Here is a 12,453-nt window from a genome sequence, read left to right as displayed (position 1 = left end):
TCCTATGCCTGGCCACGGGCGCGTTCGCGCAGCCGGAGCCAGTTCTTGATGAAGATGTTGGAGAGGAAATAGGTGATCGCCCACAGGATGATCATCAGCGCCGCCGAGCGGCCGACATTGGTCGACTGGAAGAAGTTGAGATAGGCCTCGACCTGGAAGACCGTCAGCGTGTCGCCCGGCCCGCCCTGGGTCATCGCGTAGATGATGTCAAACTGCTGGATGGAATCGAGCAGGCGAAACAAGGTCGCCGTCAGGATGTAGGGCGTCAGCATCGGCAGCGTGATGCGGAAGAAGACGAAGCTCCTCGGCACGCCATCGAGAGCCGCCGCCTCGAAGGGCTGCGTCGGCAGGCTGCGCAGGCCGGCAAGCAGCAGGATCATGATGAAGGGCGTGTAGACCCAGATGTCGACCAGCACCACGGTGAACAGCGCCGTCGACGGCGACGAGGCCCAGCGGAAATCCTGCAGCCCGATGAGGCTGGCGAGATAGCTCAGCACGCCGAAGCCGGGATTGGTCATCAGCTTCCACATCAGCGCCGCCAGTGCGGGCGCCGTCATCAGCGGCATCAGGAGCATGATCGAGATGAAGTTGTTGAGCGTCGAGCGCTTCTGCAGCAGCAGCGCGATAGCAAGACCCAAAAGCAGTTCCAGCACGACCGTGGTGCCGGCATAGAGCAGCGAGATCTTCAACGTGTTCCAGAACTTCGGATCGGTGAAGAAGGAGATGTAGTTGTCGCCCCAGTTGAACTGCCGCGCCCAGGGCTGGCTCAGCCGGTAGCGTTGGAACGAATAGACCACCGAGGTCAGGAACGGGATGAGGATGCCGATGCAGACCAGCAGAGCCGGCAGGCTGAGCACATAGGGCAGCACCCGCTTGCTGATCCTGAAGCCGGATGGCTTGAGCCTTTGCGATACCACCGCGGTCATCGAGCTGCTCCGTTGTTGCTGTCGCTTCGCCCTGCCGGCCGCCCAAGGGAGCAAGGCGGCCGGTCGGGCGAAATGGCGGTCACCTTTCGGCACCGCATCGCAAACATGAAAAGGTTTGACGAGGGCCGACCCGCCAAGCAGGCCGGCCCTCATTGCGACTTAACCGAGACCGGCTTCCTTGAGCTGGCCGTTGATGCTTTCGGCGAGCTTGTCGAGGCCCTCGTCGACCGGCACTTCCTTGGCCACCATCTTCTGCAGCGTCGCCGCCCATTCGGTGGTGAGGTCGAAGAACAGCGGCTGCGCGGTGAACTTGATCGAGGCGCCCGGCGCCGAGGCGTCGAACATCTCGACATAGCCGGGATAGCTCTTGTTCAGCTTCTCACGGAACATCTCGTCCTTCCACACCGATTGGCGGACCGGATTGACGAAGTCCATCTTGGTAGCGCCGAACAGCCCATGCTCCGGCCCGGAGGCCCATTGCATGAAGTACCAGGTGGCGTCCTTGTCTTTCGAGAAGTTGGACATCGCCAGCGACCAGATCCAGATGTTCGGTGTCGCCGCCTTGGCTGCCGGGTTGGCCTTGAAGCTAGCAAAAGCGAGCTTGCCGGCCATCTTGTTGTCGCCGCCATTCATGAAGTAACCGAGGATGTCGGCGTCGAAGATCATGGCCGAGGCGCCGGCGCCGAGATCGGTGCCGACCTGATACCAGGTATAGGTCGACCAGTCCTTGGGGCCGCTCTCCTGGATCATCTGAACCCATTGCTTGTGGAAAGCCTTGGACTGGGCGGTGTTCATCGCGGCCGACAATTTGCCATCGGCCGAGACATTCAGGTCCTTCTGATCGAAATTGGCGTAGGCCGACAGGAAGCCGGGATGGATGGTCGCCCAGGAGCGCGAACCGCGCACGCCGATACCATAGACGCCACCACCGACATCCTTGGTGAGCTTGGCGGCCGCGGCCACCATCTCGTCCATGTTGCCGGGGATCTTGACGCCCGCCTTGTCGAACATGGCCTTGTTGTAGGTGATGTTGTTCTGCTCGAACCCCCACGGAATGCACCACTGCTTGGCATCATCCGAACCCAACGCGCCGCCCGGCTTGCCATTCCAGGCGCAGGAATTCTTGACGCCGGGCAGGAAGTCGTCCCAGGCATAGTTCGGGTTGGTCTTGGCCGGATCCTTGATCCATTCGTTGAGGTCGGTGATCCAGCCGGCTGGGCCGTAGGTCCAGGTCATGTAGGCGCCGGTCATGAAGGCGTCGTATTCGGGCGAGCTCGCCGACAGTGCCGCCGTCACCTTGTCGAAATAGACGTCTTCGGGGAAGACGTCATAGACGACGTTCATGCCGGTCAGCTTCTTGAAGTTCTCGAGGTCTGCGATCATGGCGTCGGCATAGGGATGCTTGTTGAGCAGGAGCTTGATGGTCTTGCCCTTGTGCGCCTGCCAGTCAAAGTCCGCGGCAAGCGCGCGGGTCTGGCCCAGGTTGAGCAGCGTGCCGGCGGTGCCGGCGGCGAGGCCCATCGCACCCAGGCCCTTGATCAGTCCGCGACGGTCGACTTGTCCGCGCAGGAAGGCGTCTATGAGGTCTTTCTCTTTCTCATGCATTTCGTCTTCTCCTCCACAGGGTAGTTTCAACTGAACTGTTGCCGGCTACCCGACCGGCGTCTCTTCCACGAGCGATCGCGCCGTCCGCTCGTCCGTTATCAGGCCCTTGAGATAGCGCCCCTCCAGCACCGACTTGATGGCACGAACCTTGATCCTGCCGCCGGCGACGGCGACGATCCGGCGGCTGGCGATATCCTCGCGCGCCAGCGCCAGCGCCCGGTTGGAGACGGTCGCCGCCACCGCCTTGCCGGCCTCGTCGAAGAAATGGCCAAGCAATTCGCCGACGCCGCCATTGCGGCGGATCTCTTCCATCTCGCCCTTCTCGATCATGCCGGTGGCGACCAGCGACGCCTCGCGTTCGGCGGTACCGATGCCGGCGAACAACAGATCGGCGGACCGCGCGAGATCGAAGACCTCGTTGATGCCCTTCTGGCCCAGCAGCACGATGCGGTCCTCCGCCGTGTTGGCGAACATCGGAACCGGCATCACATAGGCTTCGGCGCCGGTGCGTTCGGCGAGACGATGGATGACGTCATGCGGATTGGCCGAGAATTTCCGCGTCAGGCCGCCGAGCAGCGAAACGAAGCGGATCCGGTCGGTGGTGGTGCGCGGCAGATATTCGACGCAGGCGGCGAGCGTGCGGCCGTGGCCGACGCCGATCAGCGCCTGCTCGCCGCGCTCGATCTCGCGCTTGAGGAACTGCGCGCCGGCAATGCCGAGCGCCTTGAGCGGCAGGTCCTCGGAATCGAAATCCGGAACCACCTCGCAATAGTCGAGGCCGTAGCGGCGGGACAATTCGTCCTCGAGCTCGACGCATTCCGACACTTCACCGTCGATATAGACCTTCACCAGCCCTTCCTGGTTGGCCTTGGTGATGAGGCGGTGGGCCTTGAGGCTGGTCAGCCCCAGCCGCTTGGCAACCTCTGACTGGGTCAGGCCGCCGGCGTAGTGAAGCCATGCGGCGCGCGCCGCCATGCTGGCGTCATCGTCGCGCAAGAGGCCGTTTCCAAAACCAACCACGTTTCCGTCCCGGTGATATTTTTATCAGTTGCTGCAAAATTTTTCACATGGCTCGATCAGAGTCAAGCGACCGCTGCGCGCAATTCACGACATGATGGCCAGGGCGGGCGTCGGCCGGCCCTTTGGCGATGTCAGCGCGTGGTGATGCGAAGCGGCTCTTCCGCGGGGCCTGTCAGCACCGCGGGCCTTTCAAAGTTGCTTTTGGGTTGCCGCTCTGGCGATGCCAAGCGGGCTTCCGGCGGGGAAGATAGTCGCGCCTCAGGCGTCAGCCATGGTATCATCGGCCTCGGCGCGGACCAGCTTGATATCGGCCCCGGCAGCCCAGGCGCCGATATCCTCGCGACGCAGTGCCGCGGCCATCATGTCGGGAAACAGATCCGGCGTGCAGGCAAAGACGGGAATGCCGAGTGCCGCAACCGACCCGGCCATTTTGGGGTCATAACCCGGCCTGCCCTGATCGGTCAGCGCCAGGAGCACGACCACATTGACGCCCGAGCGAACGAGTGCCGCCAGCCGCTGCAGCAATTCCTGGCCATTGCCGCCTTCATAGAGGTCGGTGATCAGCACCATATGCGACTTGGTCGGCCGTTCGATGCGGTCGGCGCAATAGGCGACCGCCTGGTTGATGTCGGTGCCGCCACCAAGTTGCACGCCGAACAGCACCTCGACCGGATCGCTGAGCTCCTCGGTCAGGTCGACGATCGCCGTGTCGAAGCAGACCAGCTTGGCCCGCACCACCGGCAAGGAGGCCATCACGGCGGCGAATATCGAGGCATAGATCACCGAACTGGCCATCGACCCGGACTGGTCGACGCACAGCACAACCTCGTCCAGGTCGACCATCCGACGTTGCTGGCGCATGAAGCCGATCAATCTTTCCGGCACGATGGTCTTGTGCTCGGGCTGATAGTGGCGAAGGTTGGCCGAAATGGTGCGCGGCCAATCTATGTCGCGCTGGCGCGGGCGGTTGGTGCGGCGCGAGCGGTCGAGCGCACCGCGTATCGCCTCGGCGGTCTTCTGCTCCAGCCGTTGCATCAGCTTGGCGACGATGTCGGCGATGATCGTGCGGGCGACGTCCTTGGTCTTGGCCGGCATGACCGAACGCAGCGAGATCAGATCGGCGACCAGATTGACATCCGCCTCGATCGCCTTGAGGAATTCCGGCTCCATCAGCATTTGCTTCAAATTGAGCCGTTCGAAGGCATCCTTCTGGACGATCTGCACCACCTGCGCCGGAAAGAACGACCTGATATCGCCCATCCATTGCGCGACTTTCGGCGCCGATCGCCCCAGCCCGCCGCGCCGCTTGCGCGGATCGGCACCAGCATCGCCGGCGCCGTCGCCATAGAGCGCATCGAGTGCCGCCGAAAGCCGCTTGTCGGTCTCGGAAAGCGCTGCCGATGACGGATCATCGGCGCCGATCGCCAGGCGCCAGCGGCGCTCGCGCTCGTCGCCCGCCTGGCCGGATTCGCTCATTTTGATCCCGTCATCCATGGTCATTCTCGCCCCTGAGCAACGGCGCGAGCCGATCGAGATGCCGGCGCCACGCCTCGCCGCCGTCAGGCGTTGGTGTCAGCCCGGCCGGCAGGCGTCTGGCGCGGCCGAGCACCGCTTCGATCAGCCGCCGCCGCTCCATCGAGTCGAGGTGCGAAAAGACCCGGCGCAACAGCGGCAAATGCGCGACGAATGCCTCCTCGTCGAGCGATTTGAGCCAGGCGTCCACCGCTCCGCGCAAACCTTCATCGTAAATGAGCCGCTGGCCGGCGGTGCTGAAGAAGCCCTCGAAGAACCCCGCGGCCTCGGTGACCGCCGTGCCCGGCGACAGGCGCCGCGCGATCAGGCCCGCCGCTGCTTCAGCCGATAGATGGCCGGCCTCGTAGAGCAGATGCGCGGCACATCCCGCCACCAGCGCCGTCGAGCGCGATCCGTCGAGCACGGCAGCCAGTCCGTTGCGCCAGGCATCCAGGACGTCCTGTTCCGGTTCGACCAGCTTGATCGCCTCGTCGGCCTTGCGCATGGCGCCGACCAGGGCGGAAGAAGCCTGCGCATCGAGATCACGGGCGGCATAAGGGAGTGCGATCCCGCCTTCGACAATCAGTCGCGCCAGAAGACCGGACAGGCGGGCGGTTTCGGTCTTGCGGGCTTCGCCGTAGCGGATGATGTCGGCGAGCGGCGGAACCGATGCCAGGACTTCCAGGCATTCGCTGCTGTGCGCCGCGCGTTCCTCCAGCGTCGCGAGACCGACGGTCGAGGCTTCCGACAGGTTTGCCGTGATGGCGCCTTGTACGAGTGCCGCCAAGGCATCGAGGGATGCTGCCGCGGAAATCATCTGGATCAGCCGGCCGTTGGCAGCTTTTTCGATGGTCGGGCCATGGACCAGGTTCTCGACCAGGCGAACGGCATATTCCGGCTCCCATGACAGGGTCCAGCGCTCGCGGAAGGTGCCGCGGCTGCGGCCTGCGTCGGTCAGCTTGCCCCAATGCACGCCAAGCACATTCAGCCGGTGCAGCAAGGTCGACCGAAACAGCCCGCTTTCACTGCGCAGGTCGACCGACAATTCGCGCTCCAGCGCCTCGGGCTTCAGCCGCGCCGCCTTCTGGTTGCGCTGCAGATCCTCGATCAGCGGCGCCAACGGGGTATCGGGCGGAATTTCGCCGACATCCGCACCCAACAGCAGTTCGGCCTCGACCAGCGCCCACAGGATGGCTTCGCCGTTGAACAAGGCGGCGATCGCGGCGTCGCGCAATTCCTCGAAGCCGGGCTTTGGCCGTTCGCGGATTACAGCCAGCGCGCGGGCCAGCCTTTCGGCTTCGATCAGCGAGGCGGTAGAGACCATATGCCCCTTAGCCCTCAGCACCGCGGCGATCATGGCCAGCCACAAGGTCGCCGCGTCATGTCGGCCGCGGGTGCGCCACAGATGCTTGCACCAGCCGGGGGCGACGACGCCGGCGCCATAGCCGAAGCCAAGCGCCAGACGCGGTCCGGTCCAAGGCGCCCAGGTCATCGTGCTCTTGCGCCGGGCTAGCCCTTTCAGGAGGGCCTGATCCTCTTTTTGCGGACGTGTCGCCTGCAGTGCCGGCACATGGAAGGCGCCGCAGACGACAGCGATCGGCCCGTCGAATTCCTCGCGCGCGGCGGCGATCTCAAGCCGCATATGCGCTTCGCGTTTGGCCTCGAATTCGGCAAGCGGACCTTCGCCTTCGCGCAGTGTCGTCATCGCATCGGCTATGGCCGCGAAGATCGGCCCCGGCTCCGGGTTCTGCTCGATGATGTCTGCCCACCAGCTTTCGCCATCCTCGTAGCCGGCGGCTTGTGCCAGCGCGCCGATCGGGTCACGCAGATGCGGCGCCGTTTCAGTCTCGACCTCGGCTCCCGTTTCGTCGGCGGCAGCGTCTTGCGCATCTTCAAGCGGTGCTACCCGGGCTGATGACGGCAGGTCGATGAAGCGCAATGCCGCGTTGTTGCCAACGGCCCACAGGGCCGCCTGGTATTCCGGCGAGAACTCGGCGAACGGCCAGAAGCTTGTCGAAGCCGGATCGTCTTCGGGATAGCACAGCAGCGCCACCGGCGGCTGCATTTCGGGGCGGGCGAGCAACGGCAGCAGCGCGGAAGCATCCGCGGGCCCCTCGATCAGCACGGCGACCGGTTTCAAGTCCTGCAATGCCTGCACCAGACTGTCGGCGGAGCCGGGCCCGTGATGGCGTATGCCGAAATAGGAAACCTCGCCCTGCGCCATGGCGTCAGATCGCTGCGTTCAAGGCCGCGTAATAACCGGCATAGTCGGGCCGCTTCTTCAGCACCGTCTCCAGATATTCCTCCAGCACGAGCTTGTCCTGCACCGGATCTTTCACGATCGCACCGACGAGGCTGGCGGCCAGGCCTTCGGCGCCGAGCTTGCCGCCATCGAACCATGCCGCCTGGCTGAGCCCGCCGACCATGGTCGCGATCGCCTCGGCCGTGGACAGCGACCCGGATGGCGTCTTCAACGTCACCTTGCCGTCCGATGTCGCGCCCGAGCGAAGCTCGCGGAAAATGGTCAGCACGCGAGCGATCTCGTCGCCGACATTCTTCGGTACCGGCAGGTCGAGACCGCCGGCCATCTCGCCGACTCGCTTGGAGACGATCGCCACCTCCTCCGCCATGTCTTCGGGCAAGGGCAGCACGACGACGTTGAAGCGGCGCTTCAGTGCCGAGGACAATTCGTTGACGCCCTTGTCGCGGTTGTTGGCGGTGGCGATGATGTTGAAGCCGCGTTGCGCGTAGATCGAGGTGTTGAGCTCGGGGATCGGCATCATCTTTTCGGACAGCACGGTGATCAGCGTATCCTGCACGTCCGAACCCATGCGCGTCAGTTCCTCGAGGCGGCAGAGCTTGCCGCCTTGCATGGCGCGATAAAGCGGTGTCGGCACCAGCGCCTCCTCGCTCGGGCCCTTGGCGAGAAGCTGTGCGTAGTTCCAGCCATAGCGGATCTGGTTTTCGTCGGTGCCGGCGGTGCACTGCACGATCAGCGTCGAGTCGCCCATGATGGCGGCGGCGAGATGCTCCGACACCCAGGATTTGGCGGTACCGGGAACACCAAGCAGCAGCAGGGCGCGGTCGGTTGCGAGCGTCGCCACCGCGGTTTCCATCAATCGGCGACGGCCGACATATTTCGGCGTAATCGGCGTGCCGTCGTCGGCTTTTCCGCCGAGGAGATAGGTCAGCACCGCCTTTGGCGACAGGCTCCAGCCGGCGGGCTTTTGCCGATCGTCGTTACGCGCCAGCGCCTGCAACTCGCCGGCATAGGCCTGCTCGACCGGAAGACGGATGACTGCGTTCATTTGCTGTTCTCCGGATTTGATCATTTTCGAGATTCGGACTGATATTCGGCCAGCGCCGCGTTGAGGCGCAGCAAGCCGAGCGAAGGGGCTGCCGGCGGCATGCCGGCTGTTACCATCTCGTCGATCAGCCGCTTTGCCGTGGCTGACGTGGCAAGAAAGCCAAGCATTTCGAGGACGTTGTCGGCGGTCCGCCTGGCGGCGTCATCGCTTCCGCCAACGGCCGGACGCAGCGCCTGCAGGACCTGCCCAAGGTCGCCCCACTCCACCCAGCCCGCCTCGGCGGCTTCAAGCAGGCTGAGCGAGGCGAGATATGCCGCGTCTTTCAAGATCAGCCGGATGAGGGCCTGTTTTCTTCCGGTATCCAGGCGCGGCATCAACTGGAGCACGAAAAGCGCCGGCTTGCCGCCTTCCGCGACAAGCGTGTCGGCCATCTGCGCCACCGCGCCATCGCTGCCCGAGGCGGCCACCATTCGCGCGAAAAAGATATCGGCATTGTTGTCGGCGCCGAACTGCCAACCGGCGATGAATTCGGTTTCGCCAACGCCAAAGCGTGTGGCGAGATCAACGAGATTGCAGGTGCCGAACAATTCGGCGCGGCGCTGGTCCTGCGCCGGGGATTTTGGTTTCACCGGCGTGTAGGTCGTGCGACGGCGGATGAACCCGGATTTGCCCGCGCTGACGAAGGCAGCAAGTTCGGTGACCGGATCTTCGCCTCCGCCCTCACCTGGAAGGCCGTGCTGACCCAACCTTGCCAACAGCCGGCCGGCGAGTTCGCGCACCTTGCCTGAGCGATCGGCGGAGAGGCCCTTCAGAAACGGCACGTCATCCGGCCCCAGCCCGAAATGCATGAGTTGGATAAGGGCAAGCCTGATCTCCGCAGGCTCGCCGGATCCCTTGGTCTCGATCAGCAGCCGGGCCGAAGCCGGTTCGCGGCGGCGCATCTCGGCCAGTGCCGTACGCCGCGCCGCGGGGTAGAAATCATGCCAGTTTTGCGCCGTCAGCCTGTCTTGGCTGATATGGCTTTGCCCTTCGACGCCCGCCTGCCAGTCGACCCAGGGGGCATAAACATCAGGACTGTCCTGATCGGAGGCGGCCGGCATCCAGTCCATCGGATGCAGCACCAGGCCATGGCTGGCGACAAGCGCCACCACCCGTACCTTGCCCCTTGTGTCGGCCGCCTGTTTGAGTGCGGCTCTGACAAGCGGCCGCAGTTGGGCGGGCAACATCGGCAAAGCGAGTGCTGGTAACGGGGGGCGGCGTTTCAGCGTCGATGGCGCGGCGGGCCGCAAGGCGATTTCAAGCGCCTGCGCGGCGATCACCAGCAGCCGGCGCTCCTTCTCGTCGGGGTCCGAACCGCCGGCGATTTGTTGCCACGCCACCGGGGCCAGGTCGAAGCTCGTTCCGCCGGTGATCCAGCAGTCACGCATCGCCGCCAGGCCGATCTGCTCAAGCTCGTTCACGACAGGTCGAGCCTCCCGAAACTGCTCCGCGCCGCCAGGAGGTCGAGCCGGCTGCCATTCCAAAGCGCGACCGTTGCCGCGAGATCGATACCGAGAAGGGTTGGACTGACAGCCTCGTTGATCGGCAGAGCGATGCCGTTCGGGTCGCCAGCCGCCTGCCACCAGGGCGCGCCCCGGTCGTCGAGCAGGATCGCGCCTGGCGGCAGCATGACAGGACAATCGGTGAGCCACGGCGCCGCGTCCTGACAGAAAAGATGCGTGGCGAGCGGATCCGTTTCGCTCGACGCAACAGCAGGCCACTCGCCCGACGAAACCTTACCCTTGCGGTCCATCACCAGGGCACGCAGCGGCTGGCGTGACGGATAGAAGATCAGCCGCGCGTCGAAGCGGTCGCCTGGTGTGAAGGCGTTGGACCGGCGGCCGGCCGAAGCCGGGAAATAATCGAGCAGAAGCGCGAATTGCGGAGCGGCACTCCTGATATCGAGCAGCCAGGTCGAATGGCTGACGAGACCGTCGCGGCGGGTCTCGATCTTCTCGCCGAGAACCTCCCATGCACTTTCGACCTGGACCGCGTGGGGGCTGGCCAGAACCTGCTCGCGCGTTTCGGAAGTCGACACCAACCGCTTCATTTCGGGATCGTCGGGCGCGGCACGCCAGGCCTTGGCCAGCAGCACCAGCTTGCCAAGTTCGCGGATCGCCGCATCGGGCCGTTCTTCGCTGCGAAGCGACATCAACCGCGACGGAATCTCATCGAGACGGCCGGCAAGGGCCGTCGCCTTCATGTCGACCAGCCGCGCGGCAATCCGGCGGCAACGGTCGCCGCTGTTGTCGACAAATCCGGCAAGACCAAGCCGTAACTGATCCGATATCCACTGGTCCATCTCGTCCAGCGCCGCCGAGACCGAAGATCGTGTCTCCTCGGCCCGCTTGCGCTGTGCCGCTTCGCGGCGTTCCACGGCCGCCGTGTCTTCCACCTCGGTGCTCTCGTCGGTCCGCGCGGCTTCACCGATGCTCTTGCCGCCGGCACCCGAGGCCTGTTGCGTGCTCGGCGGCGTGGTCTTCCTGCGGCGGCCGAGCCAATCATTCACCCACTCCGGCGTCGAATCGGCGGGGGTAAAACTGGTCGGCACCGTGGCGGCGATCCACATCAAGGCCAGGCTGTGCTTGCAGGGGAATTTCCGCGACGGGCACGTGCATTTATAGCCATGATCGCCGGTGTCGACGACCACACGATAGGGATTGGAACCGGATCCCTGACACTCGCCCCACATAAGGGCCAGCGCTTCGTTCTTTTCGAGGCGTGGCCAGTTCGATCGTTTGGTCAGCTTGGAAGCGGCGCTCAGCGATGCCTGGTCAGGGGCAAGCGCCTCGATCGTTTTCAAGTCAAATTCCAAGCCGCGCCTCTGGTCGCCAGAACGAATGCCAGTTGCCAGTATAGATGGCCGTCTGTGACGGATTCTTGTAGCAGCGGCGGACTGGAGATCAATACAGGCGCTGCGTGCCGATTGTCTCTACCAGCCCGCTGCGCACGCAAAAAGGCGATATTGGCGAGACCCGCCAATAAATTCTATTGGAGGATTCGTGTCGGCGCGTGGCCTGGATGGTCACGCGCCATATCGGCATGGACCTCCCCCTCGGCCAGCGAACGATCGAGCCCCGTCGCCACCACTGAGACCCTGAACCGGCCTTCCATGCTCTTGTCGAAGATGGCACCGACGATGATGTCGGCGTCCTCGTAGACTTCCTCGCGGATGCGCGTGGCCGCCTCGTCGACCTCGAACAGGGTCATGTCCCTGCCGCCCGATATCGACACCAGGACGCCCTTGGCGCCCTTCATGGACATTTCGTCGAGCAGCGGGTTGGCGATCGCGGCTTCCGCCGCCTTCATCGCACGGCCGTCGCCGGACGCCTCGCCGGTTCCCATCATGGCGCGGCCCATGCCGCGCATCACCGATTTGACGTCGGCGAAGTCGAGGTTGATCAGGCCTTCCTTGACGATGAGGTCGGTGATGCAGCTGACGCCGGAATAAAGCACCCGGTCGGCGATCACGAAAGCGTCGGCGAAGGTGGTCTTGGCATCGGCGATGCGGAACAGGTTCTGGTTGGGAATCACGATCACCGTGTCGGCGGCCTCGCGCAGCCGCTCGATGCCCTCTTCGGCCATCTGCATGCGGCGCCTGCCCTCGAAGGTGAACGGCTTGGTGACGACGCCGACCGTGAGGATGCCGGCCTTGCGCGCCGCCTGGGCGATGATAGGAGCAGCACCGGTTCCGGTGCCGCCGCCCATGCCGGCGGTGACGAAACACATATGGGTGCCGGCCAGATGATCCATGATCTCGTCAAGCGATTCCTCGGCCGCGGCACGCCCAATCTCGGGCAACGAGCCGGCGCCGAGGCCTTCCGTGACGTGCGCGCCAAGCTGGATCAGCCGTGTCGCCTTCGACATGGTCAGCGCCTGGGCATCGGTGTTGGCGGCAATGAACTCGGTTCCCTGAAGCTGTTCCACGATCATGTTGTTGATCGCGTTGCCGCCACCGCCGCCGACGCCGATAACGGTGATCTTGGGTCTCATCTCGGAGATTTCCGGCTTCTTGAACTCGGCCATGCCTGCTTCTCCTTCGC

General features: G+C 64.4%; 9 protein-coding genes. All 9 read right to left on the bottom strand.

All coding sequences use genetic code 11. From position 1 onward, the window contains the following. Positions 1-2: 2 nt before the first annotated feature. The 9 genes from EN808_RS14630 to ftsZ all read right to left on the bottom strand — a co-directional run bounded on the left by EN808_RS14630 (position 3) and on the right by ftsZ (position 12,436). On the bottom strand, positions 3-926 hold the full coding sequence (locus tag EN808_RS14630; RefSeq protein WP_127870623.1) for a sugar ABC transporter permease: 924 nt from the start codon (positions 924-926) through the stop codon (positions 3-5). A gap of 159 nt (positions 927-1,085) precedes the next feature. Beyond that, a complete protein-coding gene (locus EN808_RS14625; protein WP_127276374.1) occupies positions 1,086-2,531 on the bottom strand; it encodes an extracellular solute-binding protein in 1,446 nt (481 codons plus the stop codon). Between the two features lie 45 nt (positions 2,532-2,576). After that, a complete protein-coding gene (locus EN808_RS14620) occupies positions 2,577-3,551 on the bottom strand; it encodes a sugar-binding transcriptional regulator (RefSeq protein ID WP_189522188.1) in 975 nt (324 codons plus the stop codon). Between the two features lie 258 nt (positions 3,552-3,809). After that, positions 3,810-5,027: a VWA domain-containing protein gene (locus EN808_RS14615; RefSeq protein WP_245525075.1), complete on the bottom strand. Its 1,218-nt coding sequence runs from the start codon at positions 5,025-5,027 to the stop codon at positions 3,810-3,812. A gap of 10 nt (positions 5,028-5,037) precedes the next feature. Then, positions 5,038-7,287, bottom strand: coding sequence for a DUF5682 family protein (locus EN808_RS14610; RefSeq protein ID WP_135916212.1), 2,250 nt, complete (start codon positions 7,285-7,287; stop codon positions 5,038-5,040). A gap of 4 nt (positions 7,288-7,291) precedes the next feature. Further along, complete coding sequence (locus EN808_RS14605; protein WP_135865188.1) at positions 7,292-8,371, bottom strand: AAA family ATPase; 1,080 nt, start codon at positions 8,369-8,371, stop codon at positions 7,292-7,294. Between the two features lie 20 nt (positions 8,372-8,391). Beyond that, the gene (locus EN808_RS14600) at positions 8,392-9,831 is read right to left on the bottom strand and encodes a DUF5691 domain-containing protein (RefSeq protein WP_135916211.1); all 1,440 of its coding nucleotides are present in this window, start codon (positions 9,829-9,831) and stop codon (positions 8,392-8,394) included. Beyond that, complete coding sequence (locus EN808_RS14595) at positions 9,828-11,213, bottom strand: SWIM zinc finger family protein (protein WP_245512072.1); 1,386 nt, start codon at positions 11,211-11,213, stop codon at positions 9,828-9,830. Before EN808_RS14595 ends, EN808_RS14600 begins: the two co-directional genes overlap by 4 nt. A gap of 185 nt (positions 11,214-11,398) precedes the next feature. Next, a complete protein-coding gene (gene ftsZ / locus EN808_RS14590) occupies positions 11,399-12,436 on the bottom strand; it encodes a cell division protein FtsZ (RefSeq protein WP_135881619.1) in 1,038 nt (345 codons plus the stop codon). Positions 12,437-12,453: the final 17 nt, after the last annotated feature.

Source organism: Mesorhizobium sp. M8A.F.Ca.ET.165.01.1.1 (assembly GCF_004792065.1).
GTDB lineage: Bacteria > Pseudomonadota > Alphaproteobacteria > Rhizobiales > Rhizobiaceae > Mesorhizobium.
This window is presented reverse-complemented; position numbering and strand designations above follow the sequence as displayed.